Source organism: Methylobacterium terricola (assembly GCF_006151805.1).
Classification (GTDB): Bacteria; Pseudomonadota; Alphaproteobacteria; order Rhizobiales; family Beijerinckiaceae; genus Methylobacterium; species Methylobacterium terricola.
The window spans coordinates 508,302-530,097 of record NZ_VDDA01000002.1 but is presented as its reverse complement, the minus strand read 5'-3'; the positions used below and the strand labels follow the sequence as shown (position 1 = coordinate 530,097).

Annotated in this window: 19 protein-coding genes; 9 read left to right on the top strand and 10 right to left on the bottom strand. The window is 72.1% G+C overall.

All coding sequences use genetic code 11. The features are described 5' to 3' along the window. Positions 1–126: 126 nt before the first annotated feature. Positions 127–2,298: a glucans biosynthesis glucosyltransferase MdoH gene (gene mdoH, locus FF100_RS06800; protein ID WP_139034782.1), complete on the bottom strand. Its 2,172-nt coding sequence runs from the start codon at positions 2,296–2,298 to the stop codon at positions 127–129. Next, positions 2,274–3,857, bottom strand: a complete 1,584-nt coding sequence (locus tag FF100_RS06795; RefSeq protein ID WP_139034781.1) for an OpgD/OpgG family glucan biosynthesis protein — start codon at positions 3,855–3,857, stop codon at positions 2,274–2,276. The genes mdoH and FF100_RS06795 overlap by 25 nt, the downstream gene beginning before the upstream one ends. 208 nt (positions 3,858–4,065) lie before the next feature. Between FF100_RS06795 and glmU the strand changes: the two genes are divergently transcribed. The 6 genes from glmU (at position 4,066) to FF100_RS06765 (ending at position 10,980) form a co-directional block, all read left to right on the top strand. Beyond that, a complete protein-coding gene (gene glmU, locus FF100_RS06790; protein ID WP_139034780.1) occupies positions 4,066–5,403 on the top strand; it encodes a bifunctional UDP-N-acetylglucosamine diphosphorylase/glucosamine-1-phosphate N-acetyltransferase GlmU in 1,338 nt (445 codons plus the stop codon). A 116-nt stretch (positions 5,404–5,519) separates the two neighbouring features. Next, positions 5,520–6,125 (top strand): sigma-70 family RNA polymerase sigma factor, encoded by a 606-nt coding sequence (locus FF100_RS06785; protein WP_139034779.1) that lies wholly within the window; start codon positions 5,520–5,522, stop codon positions 6,123–6,125. Further along, on the top strand, positions 6,122–6,826 hold the full coding sequence (locus FF100_RS06780) for an anti-sigma factor (RefSeq protein WP_139034778.1): 705 nt from the start codon (positions 6,122–6,124) through the stop codon (positions 6,824–6,826). Before FF100_RS06785 ends, FF100_RS06780 begins: the two co-directional genes overlap by 4 nt. A 126-nt stretch (positions 6,827–6,952) precedes the next feature. Then, positions 6,953–7,507, top strand: a complete 555-nt coding sequence (locus tag FF100_RS06775) for a fasciclin domain-containing protein (RefSeq protein WP_139034777.1) — start codon at positions 6,953–6,955, stop codon at positions 7,505–7,507. A gap of 223 nt (positions 7,508–7,730) precedes the next feature. Beyond that, positions 7,731–9,557, top strand: coding sequence for a glutamine--fructose-6-phosphate transaminase (isomerizing) (gene glmS / locus FF100_RS06770; protein ID WP_139034776.1), 1,827 nt, complete (start codon positions 7,731–7,733; stop codon positions 9,555–9,557). 295 nt (positions 9,558–9,852) lie between these two features. After that, complete coding sequence (locus FF100_RS06765) at positions 9,853–10,980, top strand: DUF2778 domain-containing protein (protein ID WP_139034775.1); 1,128 nt, start codon at positions 9,853–9,855, stop codon at positions 10,978–10,980. Positions 10,981–11,349: 369 nt separating this feature from the next. On the opposite strand, the gene FF100_RS06760 is transcribed toward FF100_RS06765, so the two are convergent. The 4 genes from FF100_RS06760 to FF100_RS06745 form a co-directional block, all read right to left on the bottom strand. Then, positions 11,350–12,138, bottom strand: a complete 789-nt coding sequence (locus tag FF100_RS06760; protein ID WP_139034774.1) for a lytic murein transglycosylase — start codon at positions 12,136–12,138, stop codon at positions 11,350–11,352. 265 nt (positions 12,139–12,403) lie between these two features. Further along, a complete protein-coding gene (locus FF100_RS06755; protein WP_139034773.1) occupies positions 12,404–13,282 on the bottom strand; it encodes a beta-keto acid cleavage family enzyme in 879 nt (292 codons plus the stop codon). Between the two features lie 12 nt (positions 13,283–13,294). Beyond that, positions 13,295–14,053 (bottom strand): SDR family NAD(P)-dependent oxidoreductase, encoded by a 759-nt coding sequence (locus tag FF100_RS06750; protein ID WP_139034772.1) that lies wholly within the window; start codon positions 14,051–14,053, stop codon positions 13,295–13,297. Positions 14,054–14,407: 354 nt separating this feature from the next. Beyond that, positions 14,408–15,478 carry an asparaginase gene (locus tag FF100_RS06745; protein ID WP_139034771.1) on the bottom strand — a complete coding sequence of 357 codons (1,071 nt, stop codon included), beginning with the start codon at positions 15,476–15,478 and terminating at the stop codon, positions 14,408–14,410. Positions 15,479–15,711: 233 nt separating this feature from the next. Here FF100_RS06745 and FF100_RS06740 point away from each other — a divergent pair, with 233 nt between their 5' ends. Beyond that, positions 15,712–15,897, top strand: coding sequence for a DUF3606 domain-containing protein (locus tag FF100_RS06740; RefSeq protein WP_139034770.1), 186 nt, complete (start codon positions 15,712–15,714; stop codon positions 15,895–15,897). Between the two features lie 182 nt (positions 15,898–16,079). On the opposite strand, the gene FF100_RS06735 is transcribed toward FF100_RS06740, so the two are convergent. From FF100_RS06735 to FF100_RS06720, 4 genes are read right to left on the bottom strand one after another with little or no spacing between them, the layout of a single operon-like run. Beyond that, positions 16,080–17,369 carry an amidase gene (locus FF100_RS06735; RefSeq protein ID WP_139034769.1) on the bottom strand — a complete coding sequence of 430 codons (1,290 nt, stop codon included), beginning with the start codon at positions 17,367–17,369 and terminating at the stop codon, positions 16,080–16,082. Then, entirely contained in the window at positions 17,366–18,205 is an 840-nt protein-coding gene (locus tag FF100_RS06730) for a hypothetical protein (protein ID WP_139034768.1), read from the bottom strand. Before FF100_RS06730 ends, FF100_RS06735 begins: the two co-directional genes overlap by 4 nt. 7 nt (positions 18,206–18,212) lie before the next feature. Then, positions 18,213–18,893, bottom strand: coding sequence for a DUF2848 domain-containing protein (locus FF100_RS06725; RefSeq protein ID WP_139034767.1), 681 nt, complete (start codon positions 18,891–18,893; stop codon positions 18,213–18,215). Between the two features lie 17 nt (positions 18,894–18,910). Further along, the gene (locus FF100_RS06720) at positions 18,911–20,242 is read right to left on the bottom strand and encodes an MFS transporter (RefSeq protein ID WP_139034766.1); all 1,332 of its coding nucleotides are present in this window, start codon (positions 20,240–20,242) and stop codon (positions 18,911–18,913) included. Positions 20,243–20,411: 169 nt separating this feature from the next. Here FF100_RS06720 and FF100_RS06715 point away from each other — a divergent pair, with 169 nt between their 5' ends. Further along, positions 20,412–21,026 carry a GntR family transcriptional regulator gene (locus FF100_RS06715; protein ID WP_246101944.1) on the top strand — a complete coding sequence of 205 codons (615 nt, stop codon included), beginning with the start codon at positions 20,412–20,414 and terminating at the stop codon, positions 21,024–21,026. A 64-nt stretch (positions 21,027–21,090) separates the two neighbouring features. Continuing rightward, the gene (locus tag FF100_RS06710; protein ID WP_246101943.1) at positions 21,091–21,711 is read left to right on the top strand and encodes an alpha/beta hydrolase; all 621 of its coding nucleotides are present in this window, start codon (positions 21,091–21,093) and stop codon (positions 21,709–21,711) included. Positions 21,712–21,796: the final 85 nt, after the last annotated feature.

The following is a 21,796-nucleotide window of genomic DNA, read 5'->3' as shown; positions in this document are numbered from 1 at the left end:
AGCGTCGCGCGACGGGGTCACCATCTCTCGTCCGTCATCCCGGGTTCTCGGCTGCGCCAAGCCCCGGGATGACGCCGAGGATGTGGGCGAGTGATCGGGGGGTCCGAGGTCGATTGCGGCGAATGGCTACCCGCCCAGCCGCGTCAGCCGGTCGAGCAGCGCCCGGTCGTGCAGCAGCACCATCTTCTCCTTGGCGTTCAGCCACTCGGCCGCCTCGTCGATGGTCTCGGCCTCGACGACCTTGGCCTGGGCCATGACGTGGTCGGGCTGGGGCGCGCCGCGGGGCCGGCGCTCGGCCGGGGGCAGGAAGGCGAGGTGGCCGGCCTGGAGGTCCGGATCGGCGTGGAGCGCCCGCAGGCCGTCGGCATCGTCGTAGGCGAGCGCGGCGTTCTGCGCCTCGATCGCCTTGGCGGCGGTGGCGATCGCCGGAGGCTCGCGCTCCTCGGGCGTCATCAGCAGGCCGGCGCGCTTGAGGGCGAGGCCGAGGAAGAGCTGCCCGCTCGCCCACGAGATCGGGATCGCCAGCACCAGGCCGAGGATGGTCGGCGACATCCACAGGAACAGCGAGGTCGCGATGGCGAAGGCCGACACGCCGGCGACGAGCCCGAGGATGGTGTGCCAGCGGTGCCGGCGCACGATGTCCGAGAACGGGATCGAGCCGTCGTCGCGCCTTTGCGGGTTCCAGCCGGCATCGCGGCGGAGCAGGATCTGGATCACCGAGCCGGACTGGACCAGCATGGCGATCGGGGCGATCAGCGCCGAGAGCAGGGTCTCGATCAGGGCCGAGAGCACCAGCCGCAGGCCGCCGCCGCTCGCCCGCCGGACCTTGCCGTCGAGGAGGCCGAGGATCAGCCCGAACAGCTTCGGCGCGAGCAGGATCGCCATGGTGATCCCGAACAGCTGGAGCGCGCGGACGGGGTCGAAGCGCGGCCAGACCGGGTAGAGGCGGAACTCGGTCGAGAAGTATTCGGGGCGGATATAGGCGGTCTGCAAGGAGAGCGCGATGCCGACCACGAGCTGGGCCGCCCAGAGCGGCGAGGCGAGGTAGCCGGCGATGCCGGTGGCGAAGTGCTGGCGCGAGGCGAGCCTGAGGCCCGCCGTGCCGATGATGCGGCTGTGCTGGAGGTTGCCTTGCGCCCAGCGCCGGTCGCGGATCGCGACGTCGATCAGCGAGGGCGGGCTCTCCTCGTAGGAGCCCTGCAGCTCGGGGAGCATGTAGACGCTCCAGCCGGCGCGGCGGATCAGCGCCGCCTCGACGAAGTCGTGGCTGAGCACGTGACCGCCGAAGGGCGGCTTGCCGCTGAGATCCGGCAGGCCGCAATGGTCGGCGAAGGCCTTCGTCCGGATGATCGCGTTGTGGCCCCAGTAATTGCCGTCGCGGCCCGACCACAGGGCGAGGCCGGTGGCGATGACCGGACCGTAGATGCGGGCCGCGAATTGCTGCACCCGGGCGAACAGGGTGTTGCGGTTGATGATCAGGGGCAGCGACTGGATGATGCCGGAATCCGGATCGGCCTCCATGGCGCGGGCCAGCGTCACCACGCAGTCGCCGCTCATCAGGCTGTCGGCGTCGAGGACCAGCATGTGGTCGTAATGGCCGCCCCAGCGGGTGACGAAGTCGGCGATGTTGCCGGCCTTGCGGTGGTGGTTCTTCTGCCGGTGGCGGTAATAGAGCCGGGCGCCGTCCCCGAGGCGCGACCGCAGCGCCAGATAGGCCCGCTCCTCGGCGATCCAGGCATCGGCCTGGGTCGAATCGGACAGGATCCAGTAATCGAAGGCGTTCCCCTCGCCGGTGGCCTCGATCGATTCACGGATCGCCTCGACCGCCGCGAAGGTGCGGGCGGTGGCCTCGTTGTAGACCGGCATCACCACGGCGGTGCGGGTGGTGAGGGGGGCCTGCGGCACCTCAGGCCGGCGCCGGCGCAGCAGCGCCAGGAAGCCGAGCAGGCCCGAGGTGAAGGCGAGCGCGATCCACGAGAAGTTGAGGGTGAACAGAGCCAGCAGCAGCCACTGCAGCCAGGTGGTCGAGCCGGCGACCGACACGACCTCGTACATCTGCACCGCGCCGTAGGCGGTGAGCAGGGCGCCGCCGCCGAAGACGAAGGCGCGGGCGCCCCAGGGCGTGCGCCGCCCCGGGACCTTGTGGGCCTGGTCCTCCGACCAGTTCCGCAGGTCCTGGACCGGCATGGCGAGGCGAGATTCGGGCGGCACCGCCGGCGCGACCGCGAGGGGCTGGGCGTCGCGGCGGAGTGTGTCGAGATCGGGGGCGAGGGTCACGGGGTCCACCGGTACAGCCATGTCTCAGTCACGGGTTTGTCGCCGGCCTTGACGATCAGGCGCAGCTCGCAGGACGTGTCGTTGCCGGGATCGAGCTCGAACACCACCCGCACGGTCTTGCGCTCGGGATACGGGTAGACCCGCGGGCGCAGGATGCTGCCGGGCGCGGTATGCAGGGCGGCCTGGAGCGTGTTCGGATCGATCCCCTCGGCGAAGGGCGCCTCGCCGGTGAAGTCGACGAGGAACAGCCGGCGCTTGCCCGCTGCGCCCTTGCCGACCCGGGTGCCGGAGCAGGTGGCGAGCGGCGGTGCGCCGGGCACCGACCAGCACCAGAACTGGCGATAGCTGAAGGCGGTCTCCTTGGCGACCGGCTCCTTCGGGCGCCAATAGGCCAGGACGTTCTCGTTGACCTCGGATTCGCTCGGGATCTCGATCAGCTGGACCGCGCCGGCGCCCCAGCCGTGCTGCGGCACGCCCGGCCCCCAGCTGCCGAGGGGCTCGATCCACAGGCTCGGCCGCTTCTCCCAGCGCTGCACGTCGTCCTGGTAATCGGCATAGGCGCGGGCGCGCTGGATCAGCCCGAAGCCCTTCGGATCCTGGTCCATGAAGGCGGAGATCTGCAACGTCTCGGGATTCTGGACCGGGCGCCAGATCGCCTCGCCCCAGCCGTTGCGGATCTGCAAGCCGTCGACCTCGTGGGCGGCCGGCCGGGCATCGTCGACGCCGCGGCGGTCGGTCGGCCCGAACAGGTAGGCGCCGGTCATGCCGGCGATGCCGACATGCTCCAGCGCCGTGCGCGGGCAGAGCGTCGCCTCGATATCGACGATGGTGGCGTCGCCCGGCCGCAAGGTCATGCGCAGGGCCGCGGTGGCGGATTCGGAATCGACCAGGGCGTGAATCACGATCTGCCCGGTGCCGGGTCCCGGCCGCTCGAGCCAGAAGGCGCGAAACAGCGGGAATTCCTCGCCCTTGGCCTCGGCGGGCCTCAGCGTGAGGGCGCGGGCGGTGACGCCGTAGCTCTGCCCGGCGGCAAGCGCCCGGAAGAACGAGGCACCCTGGAAGATCGCGCAATCGGTGGGCTGCGCGCCGTTGAAGCTCGCGTAGAGCCGGAAGCCCGAGAAGCCGATGTCGCGGCCCTCGTCCGGGGCCTTGAGCTTGCCGAAGGTGAAGCGGTTGCGGTCGTAGGCCAGGCGGCGCACCACCCCGTCCTCGACGGCGTGGAGGGCCACCGGCGTGGTGAAGACGAAACCGCGATGCAGCGGCTCGACCACGAAGCCGCGGCCCTCGCCGGCCCAGAGCAGGGCCTGGGGCTGCGCCCGCACGCCGATATACTGCTCGTAGGTGATGTCCTTGAACGGGTCGGGCAGGTCGGCGGCCGGCGCCGCGTAGGGCTTCTTCGCCAGTGCGCGGGCGAGCTCGACCACCTGGCCGGGATCGAAGCGCTGCCCGTCCGACAGGGGCGCCGGCTCCGTCGGCTGCGCGCCCGCCGCCGTGGTCGCGGCCAGACCGCCGGCGAGCGCCAGCACCGTGCGTCGGTCGAGGGCCGTGCGGGAGGGCGGGGCGGTGGGGGCTTGCGTCATCGAGGGAGGTCGTACCGAGCCGGAATCGGGAGGGGGCGTCGGCCGTTTACCACGAACCGGGCTGAACCGGGGGTTAAGAATCGGACGGGTTGCACCCTCGCATCAGGCTGCACCGGCGCTTGTTCTCACGGGGTGATCGGCTAGACGGTCGGGACGCCGATTGACGCTCGCAGCGAACGCGCAGCCCCGCCGGAACGAAAGGCCGCCGATGACCGCGATACCGAAGCCCGCCCGCTCCCTTCTCGCCGTCGTGCTCGCCGCCGGCAAGGGGACGCGGATGCGCTCCGCCCTGCCGAAGGTGCTCCACCCGATCGCCGGCCGATCGATGCTCGCCCACGTGCTCGCCGCCGTGGCGGAGGCCGGGGCCGGGCGTCTCGCCGTGGTGGTCGAGCCGGGCCGCGACGACGTCGCCCGGGTGGTGGCGGGGTTTGCCGGCGCCGAGACCTACCCGCAGGAGGAGCGCCTCGGCACCGCCCACGCCGTCCTGGCCGCGCGCCGGGCACTGGCCGAGGGCGCCGACGACGTGGTGGTGGCCTTCGGCGACACGCCGCTGGTCACGCCGGAGACCTATGCCCGCCTGCGCGCCCCTCTGGCGGAGGGCGCCGCCGTGGCGGTGCTGGCCTTCGAGGCCGGGAACCCCACCGGCTACGGCCGGGTGCTGGTCGAGGGCGGCCGGGTCACGGCGATCCGCGAGGAGAAGGATGCGAGCGAGGCCGAGCGCCGCGTCACCCTGTGCAATGCCGGCCTGATGGCGCTGTCGGGCGCCCACGCCCTCGGCCTGCTGGAGCGGATCGGCAACGCCAATGCGGCGGGCGAGTACTACCTGCCCGACGCGGTGGCGCTCGCGGTGGCGGACGGGCACCGGGTCGCGGTGGTGCCGGTCGCCGAGGCCGAGGCGCAGGGGGTCAACGACCGGGTGCAGCTCGCCGCCGCCGAGGCGTCGGTGCAGGCGGCGTTGCGCCGGCGCGCGATGCTCGGCGGTGCCACCCTGATCGCTCCCGAGACGGTGTTCCTCAGCCACGACACGGCGCTCGGCCGCGACGTGGTGGTGGAGCCCAACGTGGTGTTCGGCCCCGGCGTCGTCGTCGGTGACGGCTGCACCGTCCACGCCTTCTCGCACCTCGAGCAGGCCCGTCTCGCCGACGGCGTCCAGATCGGGCCCTATGCCCGCCTGCGCCCTGGGGCGGTGCTGGAGTCCGGCGCCCGCATCGGCAACTTCGTCGAGGTGAAGAACGCCGCGATCCGGGCCGGCGCCAAGATCAACCACCTGTCCTATGTCGGCGATGCCGAGGTCGGGGCGGGCGCCAACCTTGGGGCGGGCACCATCACCTGCAACTACGACGGCGTGAACAAGCACCGCACGATGATCGGCGCCGGCGCCTTCGTCGGCTCGAACTCGGCGCTGGTGGCGCCGGTGACGGTCGGGGCGGGAGCCTTCGTCGGCTCGGGCTCGGTGATCACCGACGACGTGCCGCCGGGCGCGCTCGCGATCGGCCGGGGCCGGCAGGTGGTGAAGACCGGGTGGACGAAGCCGACGAAGGGGTGAGGATCGCGCCGGCCCGGCCGGGCTGTGGACGGACCCTCGCCCCGTGGTTCTTCGCGCGCGATTGATCTATGGCGGGAGGCGAGGGGCGTGCCGTGCGCCGCCCGTGGATGTGAGCGATGGTGCGCGTCGAGGATCGTCCCCATCGGGCAACGCCCGGCCGCGAGGCCGCCGACGGCGATGCCGCTCTGGCCACGCTGATCGCCGGGGTGGCCGAGGGCCGCCAGGAGGCCCTGCGGGCGCTATACGACCGCACCGCCCCGAAACTTTTCGGCGTGATCCTGCGTATCGTGCGGGAGCGGGGCGCGGCCGAGGACGTGCTGCAGGACGCCTATCTGCGGGTGTGGCAGGGCGCGGCGGGCTACGCCCCGGAGGCGGGACGGCCGATGGCCTGGCTTGCCGCGATCGCGCGCCACCGCGCCATCGATCTGGTGCGCCGGAAGGGTGAGGTGCCGATGCCGGTGAGCGAGGACGACGACGAGGACTGGCTCGCCCGCATCGCCGATCCGCGCGACAGCGAGGCCGCGTTCCTGGACCGCGACGCGCTCCTCGCCTGCCTCGGCCGGTTGGAGCCGGCCCAGCGCGACTGCGTGGTCCTGGCCTATTGCGAGGGGCTGTCGCGGGAGGAGCTGGCCCTGCGCTACGACCGGCCGGTCAACACGGTGAAGACCTGGCTGCATCGCGGGCTCGCCTCGCTGCGCGGCTGCCTGGATGCCGCCGCATGAGCGCGCCCCACGAGACTCCGCCCGACGAAACCGACCTGCGGGCCGCCGAGTACGTGCTGGGCACCCTGACCGCTGCCGAGCGCGAGGCCTATCGGCGCGAGCGCGCCGGCTCCCCCGCCCTGCAAGCGGCCGAACGCGCCTGGGAGGCGCGCCTCGCGCCCCTGGCCGAGGCGGTGCCCGAGATGACCCCGCCGCCCGGCGCCTGGGAGGGCATCGCCGCCCGGCTGCCGGGGAGGGCGGCCGCCCCGGTCATCGACCTGCGCCCGGCGCTGCGGCGCTGGCGCCGCGCCGCTCTCGCCGCGGGGGGGCTGGCCGCCGGCCTCGCCCTGTTCATCGCCGTCGAGCGCCTCGCGCCGCGCCCGGAGCAGGCACAGTATCTCGCGGTGGTGAACCGGGGCGGCGAGCTGCCGGCCCTGGTGGTGCGGGTCGATCCAGGGGCCGGCACGGTTCAGGTCCGGGCGCTCGCCGCCGAGGCGCCGCGCGACCGCAGCCTCGAACTCTGGGTCGTGCCGGCCTCCGGCGCCCCGCGCTCCCTGGGCGTGGTGCAGGACGCGGCCGGCACCCGTCTGCCCCTGCCGGCCGCCGACCGGGCGCTCCTCGAGGGCGCCAGCCTCGCCGTCACCCTGGAGCCGCCGGGCGGCTCGCCCTCGGGCGCCCCGACCGGGCCGGCGGTCTATAGCGGCCGCCTGGTGCGCGAGTAGGCGCGAAAAAAATTCGGGGGCTGCCCGAAAAAATCGCGAGGATCCGAAACTTTCCCGTCCGGCCCTCCGTACCGGCCCTCGACCCCGACGAGAGCGGGGCTGACACGAGAGACGGGACGACACCCCATGACGATCCGGAATCATGCCCGCACCCTGGTTCTCGCCCTCGCGCTCGCGACGGCCGCCGGTGCTGCCCAGGCGAAGAACCCGATGGTCGGCGGCGCGCCGATGTACGCCTCGAAGACGATCGTCGAGAACGCGGTCAACTCGAAGGACCACACCACCCTGGTCGCCGCCGTGAAGGCCGCCGGCCTCGTCGACACCCTGTCCGGCCCCGGCCCGTTCACGGTGTTCGCCCCGACCAACGCCGCCTTCGCCAAGCTGCCGGCCGGCACGGTCGAGTCCCTGGTCCAGCCGCAGAACAAGGCGACGCTGACCAAGATCCTGACCTACCACGTCGTGCCCGGCACCTACACCGCCAAGGACCTGATGGGGCTGGTGAAGCAGGGCGGCGGCCAGGCCGAGCTGAAGACCGCGGCGGGCCAGACCCTGACGGTGATGCAGAAGGGCAAGCGCCTGTTCGTGGCCGACGACAAGGGCAACACCGCCCGGGTGACGATCGGCAACGTGATGCAGTCGAACGGCGTGATCCACGTCATCGACACCGTGCTGATGCCCTGATCGCCCACGGCGCCGGGCGGGGACCCGCCCGGCCGCCGCACAGGTGAACCTTGGCCGTCACAAACCGTTACGCAAGTTGATTCGCCGGGCCTCGGGCCGGTTGGCTAGAGGAGTCCCGACCCGGGCGGGTGCGGTGCGGCAGGAATCCTGCCGCAATGCTCCGCGATAGGGCCGGGGGGTCCCGCGGCGGGACACTCTGCGGGCGAGACGTGAGGCGGTGAGCATGTGCGGGATCGTTGGAATCGTCGGCCGGAATGCCGTTGCGGGACAGGTGGTCGACGCGCTGCGCCGGCTCGAATACCGCGGCTATGATTCGGCCGGCATCGCTACCCTGGAATCCGGCCGGCTGGAGCGTCGGCGCGCCGAGGGCAAGCTGTCGAACCTGCAGCTGAAGCTGCTCCAGAACCCGCTCGCCGGCGCGATCGGCATCGGCCACACCCGGTGGGCGACCCATGGCCGCCCCAACGAGACCAACGCCCACCCGCATGCCACCGAGCGCCTGGCGGTGGTCCATAACGGGATCATCGAGAATTTCAGGGAGCTGAAGGCCGAGCTTCAGGCCGAGGGCTGCGTCTTCGAGACCGAGACCGACACCGAGGTGGTGGCCCAGCTCGTCAGCCACCTGATGCGGACCGGCCTCGGCCCCGTCCCGGCGGTCGAGGCGGCCCTGCCGCGCCTGCGCGGCGCCTTCGCGCTGGCCTTCCTGTTCGCCGGCGAGGAGGACTTCCTGATCGGCGCCCGCCACGGCGCGCCGCTCGCCCTCGGCTTCGGCGACGGCGAGACCTATCTCGGCTCCGACGCGCTCGCCCTCGCCCCCTTCACCGACGAGATCACCTATCTCGACGAGGGCGACTGGACCATCCTGACCCGCGACGGCGCCGAGATCCGCGACGCCGCCGGCAACGTCGTCGCCCGCCCGCGCCAGAAGATCGCCACCCAGGCCTTCCTGGTCGACAAGGGCAATTACCGCCACTTCATGGCGAAGGAGATCTACGAGCAGCCCGGGGTGGTGGGTCGCACCTTCGCCCATTACGTCGACCTCGCCGCCGGCCGCGTCGCCCTGCCGGAGGCTTTGCCCTTCGACTTCGCCAAGCTCAGCCGGATCTCGATCACCGCCTGCGGCACCGCCTATTATGCCGGCCTCGTCGCCAAGTACTGGTTCGAGACCCTGGCCCGCCTTCCGGTGGAGATCGACGTCGCCTCCGAGACCCGCTACCGCGAGCCGCCGCTGGAGAAGGACGGGCTGACCCTCGTGATCTCGCAATCGGGCGAGACCGCCGACACCCTGGCCTCGCTCCGCTACGCCAAGTCGCAAGGGCAGCACACGCTCGCGGTCGTCAACGTGCCGACCTCGACCATCGCCCGCGAGGCTTCGGCTGTGGTGCCGACGCTCGCCGGCCCCGAGATCGGCGTCGCCTCGACCAAGGCGTTCTCGTGCCAGCTCACGGTGCTGCTCTGCCTGGCGCTCGCCGCCGGCCGGGCCCGCGGCACCCTCGATGAGGCGGGGGAGAAGCGCCTCGTCGACGCGCTGATCAAGGTGCCGGGCCTGATGGCCGAGGCGTTGAAGCGCGAGGAGGAGATCGAGGTCCTGGCCCGCGAGATCGCCAAGGCCCGGGACGTGCTCTATCTCGGCCGCGGCACCGCCTACCCGATGGCGCTTGAGGGCGCGCTGAAGCTGAAGGAGATCTCCTACATCCACGCCGAGGGCTACGCGGCTGGCGAGCTGAAGCACGGTCCGATCGCGCTGATCGACGATGCGGTGCCGGTGATCGTGATCGCCCCCCACGACGCGACCTTCGAGAAGACCGTCTCGAACATGCAGGAGGTGGCGGCCCGCGGCGGCCGGATCGTGCTGATCGGCGATGCGCGGGGCGCCGACGCCGCCGGGCTCGACACGCTGGCGACGCTGATGATGCCCGACCTCGACCCGGTGGTGGCGCCGATCGTCTACGCGGTGCCGGTGCAGCTGCTCGCCTACCACACCGCCGTGGTGCTGGGGAAAGACGTCGACCAGCCGCGCAACCTGGCGAAGTCCGTCACGGTGGAGTGATCGAGCGGCCGCCTCGGCCTCGTCTCATTCGGGAGCGCGCCGTCCCCCCGGGGCGGCGCGCTTTCGCGTTCGAGGGGCGCTCAAGCACGGCGCCGGTGCGGCCGCCATGACGGCGCCATGAATTCTTCCGATTTCCTCGATGTCATTTAGCCGGGATTAACCAAAGCGCCGTTCAATACGAAGGCTTAAGGTTGATCCTTTCCTAAACGGCCGAACTCCACCGGCCCGCCGTGCCCCCGCGCCGGCGGCCCGGCCGGGCGGATCCGTGCGGGACAAGCCATCGAGTACAGGCCGCATGGACCTCGTCGCGTATTCGTCCGGTCGCCTCGCCCCGGCCTCCGTCCGTCGCCGCCGCCGCAACCGGCGGCTCCTCGGCATCGCCGCGTTGCTCGGTGGCATCGGTGCCGCCGCCGGCCTGATGCCGCGGGACGACGCCGCGCTGCCCGTGGCGGCGCCGGCCAAGCCGGCTGTGCCCGAGAGGCAGGCCGCCGTAACCCCGGCCGAACTCGGCTGGATGCTCGCGCCGCAGGCCACCCTGGGGACCGAGGCAGCAGGCTTCATCCGGGAGACGCTGCCGGCGAGCAGCCCGCCGCTCGCGGCCGCCCCGCTCGTCGCGGAGCCCGTCTCCCCGGCGCCGATGCGCCTCGCCGCGGCCGTACCGGCCGCTCCGGTGCAAACGCCGCCGACCTCCGGCCCGACCGCCGCCACGGTTCCGGCTCCGGCGCCCCTCGCCGCCATCCCCCTGCCGGTGCCGCGCCCGCCCGAGCTGCGCCCGACGCCGACCGTGCTGGCGACCCGCGCGCCGCGGCGGCCGGTTCAGGCGATCGCCTCGACCCAGAGCGTGTTCAAGGCGGCGCTCCCGGAGGAGCCGTCGCTGTTCGAGCGGATCTTCGGGGGAGGGGGCGGCACCGCCCCGTCGCAGACCCTGGCCTATGCCGCGCCGGGCAATCTCGACTCCACCCCGCGCCCGCGCCTGAGCGCGAGCCCCGGCATCGCGGTCTACGACATCAGCGCCCGCACGGTGACGCTGCCGAGCGGCGAGTCGCTGGAGGCGCATTCGGGCCTCGGGCCGCACATGGACGATCCGCGCAACGTCCACCTGAAGATGCGCGGCGCCACGCCGCCGGGCACCTACGACCTCACCGAGCGCGAGGCCCTGTTCCACGGCGTGCGGGCGATCCGGCTCAACCCGGTCGGCGGCAGCGGCGCCATCCACAACCGGGTCGGACTCCTGGCGCACACCTACATGCTCGGCCCGAGCGGCGCCTCGAACGGCTGCGTCTCGTTCCGCAACTACGACCGCTTCCTGCAGGCCTTCCTGCGCGGCGAGGTCCGTCGCCTCGTCGTGGTGCCGGGCGCCGGCGCCAGCGACCTGCCGCGGATCGGCCGGGGCGGCCCGGCGGACCGCGCGACGCGGGGCTGAGAAGCGCAAAGGAGCAACGGCGTCGTGGCCGTCCATCCCGCGCCCTCGTCCTGAGGTGTCATACCCCCGCGCCTTGGCTTCGACACGTCGATGCCAAGGCGTCCGGCGCGTCAGCGCCGGCGCCCGTTCGACGGCGCGGCGGTATCAGTGCATCGACAATGGACTGGCCTCGAAGGAGGGCTCCAGAAGCCTCGCGATTTCGGAAGCCCTCCTTCGTGGCCGCGTCGCGGCACCTCAGGATGATATCGCGGGTAGCGTGTCAGCGCTGCGTCGATGCAGTGCCGGTCCCGATTCGAGCCATCGCGGGATCACCTCCGGAAGCCGCGCTCCCGGAGGTGCACTCATTTCCCGTCGATCACTCGCCGTCGATCACTCGCCGTCGATCTTGGCGCCGATGATCGCGATGGCGCGCTGATAGACGGACGCCGCGTTCCAGCCCTGGATCGCCCCGAAGTTCGGCTCGCCGGGCTGGTAGCCGGCGCCGGCGCGCCAGCCATGGGCCTTGAGGAAGTTCGCGGTCGAGTTCAGCGCCACCGACGCGTTGTCGAGGCTGCCGCCGGTGCCGTAATTCAGCACGTTCTTCGGCAGGAACTGGGTGTGGCCGACCTCGCCATGGGCGGCGCCGCGGGTGCCGGCGGTCAGGATGCCGCGGTCGACCAGGGTCAGGGCGGCGTAGAGCTGGTCGGTGAAGAAGGCCGAGCGGCGGCAATCATAGGCCAGGGTGGCGACCGCCGAGAGGGTGTTGACGTTGCCCTTCACGGCGCCGAACCCGGTCTCCATGCCCCAGATCGCCAGGAGCGGACCCGGCGGCACGCCGTAGCGCTGCTCGATCGAGTCGAACAGGGCGGCTTGCGAGCGCTTCATCGCCCGGCCGCGGGCGACGATCGCCGCCGCGCCGCGCTTGGCCATGAACTGGTCGAGGGAGAGCTTGAAGCTCTTCTGGCCCCGGTCCGCCGCGATGGTGGCGGTGGAGTAGGAGGTCCCCGCCAGGGCCGAGAGGGCGGCCGGGCTCGCCCGCCCGCGGGCCTCGTCGGCGAAGTCTCGCTTCCAGGCCTCGAACCCGGCTGCGCTGTTGCCGCACTGCGCGGCCTGCGCGCCACCGGCCAGCACCGCGAGGCCCGCGGCGATCAGGGCCCGCCCGTAACCGCTTCTTGTCATCCCACACACTCCCTCGGAGCCGCGCCGCAGGCCTCGGGACGTCGGGCCGCCGCGACTTCCGTTCTTCAGCAATCCATGCCTGCCCGATGGGCGAGGTTACACTCCCGGCCGTCTGCGGAATCTTTACGGCGGGATTGCAACTCGCCCTATCCTCGCCTTCCACGGGAAGATACGGCCGGCCTCGTCGAGGCTGGATGTAGGGCCGAGGGCGGCAGCCCAGGCTAGAAAGCCGGACGGCGTGGCCGGAAGGCCACGCGGTGAGGCGTCAGGCGGTCAGCCCGAAGATCGCCCGCGCCTCGGCGGGGCTCGCCGGCGTGCAATCGAGATGGGCGAGCAGGCTCACGGCCTTCGCGACGAGGGCCGCGTTGCTCGGCGCGAGTTCGCCGCGCGACAGGTAGAGGTTGTCCTCGAGCCCGACCCGGACGTGGCCGCCGGCGGTGGCGGCGAGCGCCACCATCGGGAACTCGGCCCGGGAGATGCCGAAGGCCGACCACACCGCGTCCTTCGGCAGGCGGTCGCGCATCTGCAGCAGGGTCTCGGGCGTCGCCGGCGCTCCCCAGGGGATGCCGAGGCAGATCTGGAACAGCGGCGGCGAATCGAGATGGCCCTCCGCCAGGAGATGGCGGGCGAGCTCGATCTGGCCGAGGTCGAACACCTCGATCTCGGGCTTCGCGCCGGCCGCGCGGATCATCGCCCCCATCGCCCGCAGATGGGCGGGGGTGTTCATGAAGGCGTGCTCGCCGAAATTCATCGTCGCCACGTCGAGGGTGCAGATCTCGGGCTTCAGCGCCGTGACGTGCCGGGTGCGCGCCTCCGGCGAGGCGAGGGTGGTGCCGGGGCCCGCCACGGCCGGGTCGGGATCGCCGGCGACGTAGCGTCCGCCCGCGCCGGTGGTCAGGTTGAGGATCACGTCCGCGTTCCTATCCCGGATCCGCTCCACCACCTCGCGGTAGAGGGCGAGCTCCATGCTGGGCTTGGCCGTCTGCGGATCGCGGACGTGGATGTGGACCACCGCGGCGCCGGCCGCGGCAGCCTCGAGCGCCGATTGCGCGATGGCCTGGGGGCTCACCGGCACGGCGGGGTTCTTCGACGGCGTATCGAACGAGCCGGTGAGGGCGCACGTGATGACAGTCTTGCGCGACATGGGTGCCTCCCTTCAGAGCATGCCGCCGTCGACCACCAGGGTCTCGCCGGTGACGTAGGCCGCGCCGGCCGCGAGGAACAGCATCGCCTCGGCGATGTCCTCCGGTCGCGCCATGCGGGCGAGCAGGGTGCGCGCGACAGACTCGGCCTTGCGCTCGTCCGGCCAGGTGGCGGTCCACGGCGTCTCGACGAGGCCCGGCGCCACCGCGTTGACCCGCACCTCCGGGGCGAGCGCCCGGGCGAGGCTGCGCGTCAGGTTCACCAGCCCGGCCTTGCTCGCCGAGTAGGCGATGCTGGAGCCGCGCCGGCCGAGCCCGGCGACCGAAGCCGTGTTGACGATGGCGCCCTTGGCCTGGCGCAAAGCCGGCGCCGCCGCATGGGCGCAGCGATAGGGGCCGATCAGGTTCGTCGCGAGGATCGTCTGCCAGAACTCCTCGGTCATCGCGTCGAGGTCGGCGAACTCGATCGGCACCGTGGAGGCCGGAGTGCCGGCATTGTTGATGAGGATGTCGAGGCCGCCGAGCGCGTCGATCCCCCGGGCCACCATGGCCTCCGCCTCGCCCGGCACCGAGACGGTCCCGGGAAGCGCCCGGACCTTCAGGCCCTCGGCGGAGAGGCGCGCGGCCGCCTCCGGCCCGCGGGCATCCTCGGCGAGGTGGTTGAGCATCACCTCGGCGCCGCACCGGGCGAACAGCGTGACGGCGGCGAGCCCGATCCCCGAGGCGCCGCCGGTGACGAGCACGCGGCGCCCATCCAACTTGGCACTGATCATCGACGTTTCCACCCTGCGAAATTGTATTTCGCGGGAGAGTGGCGGGCCGGGGCGGCCTTGTCCAGCTTGAGCCGCGCATCGGAGGTGCGCTGCCGCGGGCCTCGACGGGGACCGGCGCCGTGGCATCATCGGGGGTCGGGCCGAAACCGTCGGCGTCTGCGAGCCGCACCCCCGACATGATTCTCCTCCCAACCGCGACCTCATCCCGACGTGCGGCCGCTTGCGGCAGCCTGGACGGAGGGCTCCAGGAATCGTGGAGACTTCTGGAGCCCGCCTCGAGGTCGCTCGATCGTCGATCGACCGAAACCTCAGATTGAGATCGCAGGAATGAGCGTCAATTTATGCCATGACCGCTCAATACTCCCAGAAGATGCGCTGCAGCTCTTTCGTATCGTTCGTCTTGGTCAGCGCGACCGCCGCCAGGATCTTGGCCTTCTGGGGATTGAGGTCGTGCGCCACGACCCAGTCGTACTGGTCGTCGGGCTGCTCGGCGTTGCGCAGGACGAAGCCGTCGCCGACGCGCGAGGAGCGGATGACGACCGTGCCCTTGGCGCGCAGGTCCTTGAGCGTATCGACGGCGTAGCCCGCCACCGAGCCGTTGCCGGTGCCGGCATGCACGATCGCCTTGGCGCCTCCCTGGACGGCGGCGGTGTAGGCGGCCGGGTTCATGTTCCCGGAACCGTAGACGATGGCGACCTCCGGCAGGGTGTCGATCGTGTCGATGTCGAACTCGGAGGTCGTGCCGTGCCGCTTCACGGGGGCGCGGAACCAGTAGGTCTTGCCCTCGACCACCATGCCGAGCGGGCCCCACTGGCTGGTGAAGGCGCTCGGCTTGATGTTGACGCGCTTCGTGACGTCGCGGCCGGCCTGGATCTCGTCGTTCATCGTCACCAGCACGCCCTTGCCCTTGGAGGCCGGGCTCGCCGCGGTGGCGACCGCGTCGGCGAGGTTGAGGGCGCCGTCGGCCGAGATCGCGGTCGAGGGCCGCATCGAGCCGACGACCACGATCGGCTTGTCGCTCTTCACAACGAGGTCGAGGAACAGCGCGGTCTCCTCCAGGGTGTCGGTGCCGTGGGTGATGACCACGCCGTCGACGTCGTCCTGCTTGAGGAGCGCCGAGACGCGCTTGGCGAGCTGCACCAGCTGGGCGTTGGTGAAGCTCTCGGAGGCGATCTGGAACACCTGCTCGCCGCGGACGTTGGCGAGGTCCCCGAGGGACGGCACGGCGGCGATCAGCTTGTCCACCGGCACCTTGGCGGCCTGGTAGGTGGCGCTGTTGCTGGCGTCGGCGCCTGCCCCCGCGATGGTGCCGCCGGTGGCGAGGATCACGACGTTGGATTTCCGGGCCGAGGCCGGCGCGGTCGTCGCCGTGGTCGGCATTTCGCGGGCCAGGGCGCTGCCGGCGAGCGGCAAGCCTGCGAGCATCAGGGCCGCCAGGACAGGGCGGAGGGAGCGTATGGTCGTTCCTCGTGAAGACGGAATCGGGCCCTAGAGCGGGTAGCAGCCTCGGCCGTTTCCCGCCAGCCATGCGCCCGATGCCGCAGCGATCCGGATGGCGACCCGGCAACTTTTCGCAGAATCGAGCGTTGTCCTGATACTCGACGCCCCCGCGTTCCGTGCCAGCGGCGACTGGTCAGCCAAGATTTCAGGAAATCACCATGTCCGGGCCTCAGGATATTCTCAAGCCGCGTTTCGCGCAGCACATCGACATCCATTGCCCCGACGATCGCGCCTATTGGGCCGAACAATTCGGGGTCAGCGGCGATGAGCTGAAGGATGCCGTCAAGATGGTCGGGTCACGCGTCACCACGGTGGCGGCGCATCTTGGGCGCCAAGCGGCGTAACTCACGCCCGTCCAGAGCAGACGCCGCGGGCCAGAGACGGTCCGCGGCGTTTTTCGTTCCCAAGCCCTGGCGGTCGCGCCCTTGTTCCCAACGCCCTCGGCGGCATCCCGGGGCCGCGACGCGACATCCGGGATGACGACGAGAGTATCAGGCACCGGGCTTCGGCCGCCGCTTCCCGATCCTCAGCCCCGCAACGCCGCCTCCACCCCCGCGGCGATCTCCAGCAACCGCCGGTCATGCCCATGCCGGGCGAGCAGCATCAGGCCGACGGGCTTCGCCTGTCCCGGGATCGGCAGCGAGATGCCGGTCAGGTCGAACAGGTTCCCCACCATCGTGTTGCGCAGCATCAGGAGGTTGATCCGGCCGAAGGCCGCGTCGTCCTCCGCCACCGAGGCGATGCTGGGCGCCGGGATCGCGGTCGCCGGCAGGGCCAGCACGTCGAGGGGGGCGAGACGCTCGTCGCCGGCCTCGATCAGCACGGCACGCGCCCGCATCATCCGGATATAGGCGGCCGCCGTCACCGTGCGGCCGCGGGTGATGCGGGCATGAACCCGCGGATCGAAGCCCGCCGCCTCGGCGTCAAGCCAGTCGGCGTGGATCTCCGCCGCCTCGACCGACGCGATCGGGCCGCCGGCCGTCGCCTCGGCCATGCGGGCGAGGAGGTCGTCGAACGGGGTGTCACCGATCCGGGCGCCGGCAGCGCCGAGCGTCGAGAGGGCGGCCTCGAAGGCCTGCGCCACCATCGGGTCGGTCTCGGTGAACAGGAGGCCGCGCGGTACGCCGATGCGCAGGTCGCGCAACGGCGCGGCCTTCAGCGGGCGGTATTCCTCGCCGGCCATCACCGCGTCGGCCGCCGCGCAGGCCTCGACCGAGCGGGCGAGGGGACCGATCGAATCGAGCGAGGGCGACAGCGGGAAGGCACCGGCCAGCGGCACCCGGCGGGCCGTCGGCTTGAAGCCGACCACGCCGTTGAGCCCCGCCGGGATGCGGACCGAGCCGCCGGTATCGGTGCCGATGGCGATGTCGGAAGTGCCGAGCGCCGCCGAGACGCCGGCACCCGAGGACGAGCCGCCCGGCACCAGGCTCGGGTCACTCGCGTTGCCCGGCGTGCCCCAATGTGGGTTGAGCCCGAGCCCCGAGAAGGCGAACTCGGACATGTTGGTCTTGCCCACGATCACCGCGCCGGCCCGGCGCAGGCGGGCGACGACGGGCGCGTCCTGCAACGCCGCCTCGGCCCGACGCCGGATCGACGAGCCGGCGGTGGTCGCCTCGCCCTGGACGTCGAACAGGTCCTTGATCGACACGATGGTGCCGTCGAGGGCCCCGAGCGACAGACCGGCTTTGCGCCGCGCATCGGCGGCGTCGGCGGCGGCGCGGGCGGCCTCCGGATAGAGCTTGGTGAAGACGTGGCGGCTCGCCGGCGCCTCGATCAGGGCGAGACGGCGTTCCAGGTCGGCGCGGACGGTGCTCATCGGTCGGTCTCTGGGGTCGGTGCGGGGCGCCGGCGGCTCGCCAGCAGGATCCCGCCATTCCACACGAGTGTGATCAGGAGGGCGAGCGGCAGGGCCCAGGCGGGCCCGATCCGTTCGACCGTGAGGGCGAGGGCGAACAGGGCCGCCACGAAGCCGAGGAGCCCGGGAAGGCTCAGCACCAGCACCGTCGCGGTCGCCGCCCCGCCGAGGCGCGGATGCAGGATCACCGCCAGGCTCACCATCACGACGGGCGCGAAGGCGAGGATCCCGGCAGCGCCCGGACCGGCGAGCCGCCCGGCCAGCACCACCGCGACGACGAGAGCCATGACGATGCCGGCCCGGATCAGGGTATCGCTCCCTCGCTTGCGCCGCGCCAGCACCGGGCCGCCCCCGCGCCAGCGCCGGCAGACGCGCATGCAGGCGACGATCACCAGGATCGTCAGGAGGCCGGCACCGGCGAGCCCGCCGCCGATCCGGGTCGGCGCGAGCGCCGCGACGATCCAGACCGCGAGGCCGCCGCCGAGCGAGAGCGCGACGCCGTGGCGCCGGGCCAGGGCGGCGTAGGCCGCGATGAACAGGGCGGTGGCGGCGATGGCCGGCAGGCTCGCCACCGCGCTGGCGCGCAGGAAGGCGGCGTCGTGGTCGAGGGCGAGGAAGATGTAGGCCGGGCCGGCCGAGACCGGCAGGGTCGCGATCATCGCGCCGACGAGGGGCCCGGTCCGCTCGACCGCCAGCGAGGCGAGCACCACGATCGCGGCACTGGCCAGCATCTTGGCGAGGAGCGCCGCCCAGAAGGCGGCGTCCCCGATCTCGACCAACGCGGTCAGGACCCCCATCGCCGGCTCAGGCGACCACGGGCAGCACGGCGATGTCGTAGGCGTGGGTCAGGGTGCGCGTGAGCACCGGATCCTCCAGCTCCATCTCGAACCGGTCGGCCGGGCGGATGCCGCCGATCGCCCCGAGGGTGCCGCCGAACATCACCGTGCCGGGAGGCAGATCGGGCCCGCCGGGACGGCGCGCCATCAGGTCGCCCGGGGTGCGCAGAGCCGTCAAGCGGCCCTCCTGGTACAGCACCCGCTCGCCCGCGATGGTGGCGTAGGCGCGCAGGATCAGCTCGTCCCAATGCGGCGCGACCTCGTCGAGGCGCCACAGCCCGGTGCCGACCGGCTTGCCGCAGAGCTGCTTGGACAGCGCGATGCCGACCGTCTCGGCCTTGCGGTCGGTGTGGTCGGAGCCGAGCCCGAGCCAGAGGCCGTCGGCGAGCGACACGATCACCGGCTCGGCCTCGCCCGAGGAATCGGGACCGAGCACGTCGAGGCGGGGCGCCTGCGTCAGCGTCGCCGCGGCGGCGCGGTAGTAGACCGGGACCGACGAGGGCGGCGGCACGCCGATCGCCGCCAATTCGTCGATGTGGTGGCGGATCGCCGCCTCGTCCCGTCCGGCCCACCCGGCGATGACCAGGGTCTCGGGCGAGAGCGCGATCGTGTCCCGCCGTCCGGCGGCGTCGCGATGGAAGGTCAGCATGGGTCTCGGTCTCCGGATCACTCGGCGGGAGCCAGGTCGGCGGCGGCCTCGCGCCAGCGGGCGAAGCCGAACACCAGGATGCCGGCCAGCAATTCCAGCCCGGCGACGAAATAGAGCCCGTTGCTCGACGTGCCGGTCAACGTGTTCGACAGGCCGACGACGTAGGGGGCGACGAAGCCCGCGAGGTTGCCGATCGAGTTGATCGCCGCGATCGACCCGGCCGCCGCGGTGCCGGCGAGGAAGGTCTGCGGCAGCGACCAGAAGACCGGGAAGGCCGCCAGGATCCCAACCGCCGCCACCGTGAGGGCGAGGAAGGCCAGAACCGCGTGGCCGATCAGCGCGCCGGTGGCGGCGAGCCCCGCGGCGGCGATCAGGCTGGCGATGGCGCAGGGCAGCCGGCGCTCGCCGGTGCGGTCGGAATGCGCGCCGGTCCAGACCATCGCGACGGTGCCGGCGATGAACGGCACGGCAGCGAGGAAGCCGATCGCGATCGCGCCCGAGACGCCGATCTCCTTGATGATCGACGGCGTCCAGAACGCGATCGTGGCGTTGCCGCTGACGATGCAGAAATAGATCAGTGCGCAGAGCCAGACCCGGCCGTCGCGGAGCGCCGCCTTGAAGCTCGCCTCCTTGCCGGCGGCCTGGCCTTCGGCCTCGACGATCGCCGTCATCGCGGCGGCGACCTCAGGCTTGAGCCAGGGCGCGTCCTTCGGCCGGTCGGGCAGGAAGGCCAGTACCGCGGCGCCAGCGACCAGCGACGGGATGCCTTCGAGAATGAACAGCCACTGCCAGTTGGCGAGGCCCGAGACCCCGCCCATCGTGCCCATGATCAGCCCGGCGAGCGGCCCGCCGACCACGCCCGCGATGGCGAACGAGGTCATGAACAGGCCGTTGATGCGCGAGCGCTTCGCGCTCGGGAACCAATAGGTCAGATAGAGCACCACGCCCGGGAAGAACCCGGCCTCGAACACCCCGAGCAGGAAGCGGATGGCGTAGAACGCCCATTCCGATCGCACGAAGGCGAGGCTCATCGAGGCCAGCCCCCACAGGATGGTGATCCGCGCCAGGGTCTTGCGGGCGCCGATGCGCTCGAGCAGCAGGTTGCTCGGCACCTCGAACAGGAAGTAGCCGATGAAGAAGATGCCGGCACCGAAGCCGTAGACCGCCTCGCTGAATTTCAGGTCCGACAGCATCTGCAGCTTGGCGAAGCCCACGTTCACCCGGTCGATCCAGGCAAGGATGAACAGGAAGACCAGGAACGGAATCAGCCTGAGCGTCGCCCGACGGTAGCCCTCGTCCAGTTCGCCCAGGCCCAATGCGGGCACGCTCACCCCGTCCACCCTCGTCATCGCTCTTCTCCCGCGGTCCGCGAACCGGCCGCCCGGCGTGTGATTCTGCAAGTACCATGCCTGTGATATTTCACAAGTCGGTCCAAGCGGAGCGTGCCCCGTGGTAAGGGGGCAGAGGTCGAGCGGAGCGGTGACGGTGGCCACAGCGCGTGCAGGTTCATGCCCAACCTTGTCGCAGAACGAGCGCGCCTATCGGCGGCTGAAGGACGACATCGTGTCCCTGCGGCTGAAGCCCGGCGATGCGCTAAACGAGGCGGGCCTCTGCGCCGAGCTCGGCCTCGGCCGCACGCCGGTGAACCAGGCCCTGCACCGGCTGATGCACGAGGGGCTGGTGCGGATCCTGCCCCGCAAGGGGGTGCTGGTGCAGCCGCTCTCGATGGACGAGTTCGCCCACCTGATCGAGGTGCGCCGCCTGACCGAGCCGGCCTGCGCCGCGCTCGCCGCCGGGAGAATCGGCGACGGCACACTGGAGCAGCTCGGCGCCGTGCTCGCCGCCACGCCCGACGGCCTCGACGCGATCCTCGAATCGGACCGGCGCTTCCACGCGCTGATCGCCGAGGCCTCGGGCAACCGGGTGCTCGCCGAGGTGCTGGCCGGGTTGCACGGGCGCTCGGTGCGGTTCTGGGCCCTGTCGCTCGCCACCGGCCATCACCTCGCCGAGGTGGCCGAGGAGCATAGCGCGATCCTCGATGCCCTGCACCGGCGCGACCCGGCGGCGGCGTCCGCCGCGATGACCGCCCATATCGACTCGTTTGCCCGCACGCTCGCCTCGCGGCTCGCTTGAGCCCCGGCGACGATCCATGGCGATGCCCAGGCGATCGCCGGCGAGCACGGAGCGGGGACGGGGCATGGCGGAGATCTCGGGGTTCCACGTCGTGCGGTCCGGTGATGCCGCACGCCGCCTCGCTCCGGTCGTCCTGCTCCACGGCAGCGGCGGGTCGGAGGAGTCGCTGAGACGATTCGGGCTCGGTGTCGCGGCCGGTCGCCCATGCATCCTCGTGCGCGGACGGGTCCCATGGGAGGAAGGATTCGCGTTCTTCAGGCGCAATCCTGACCGGACTCTCGATTCCGCCGACCTGACCGCGCGATGCGTCGAGTTCTGCGGCCTCCTGCGCCGTCTCGCCCCGGCCGGCGACCGGCCGCCCCTCCTCGTCGGCTACTCGAACGGTGCCGTCATGGCGGCCGCCGCCATCCTCGCGGCACCGGCGCTGTCGTCCGGTGCCGTCCTGCTGCGCCCGCTCTCGCCGCGTCCGGCGGAGCGGTTTCCGGCGCTCGGCGGCTACCCCGTCCTGCTGCTCGGCGGAGCGACCGACGCGCGCCGACACCCCGTCGATACACCCGCCCTGGCCGAACAATTCCGGCAGGCCGGGGCCCGGGTCACCGCGCGGGTTCTCCCCGCCGGCCACGGCCTGGACCGGACGGGCGCGGACCGTCGCCTGACGCGCGAATGGCTGGGCCGTCGCCCGTGACCCGCGACCGGCCGCCTCGTCGAGGAGGGGCCGCAAGACGCCGACCACGTCCCGGGACGTCACAGCCCTATAGCCATCCCGCCCT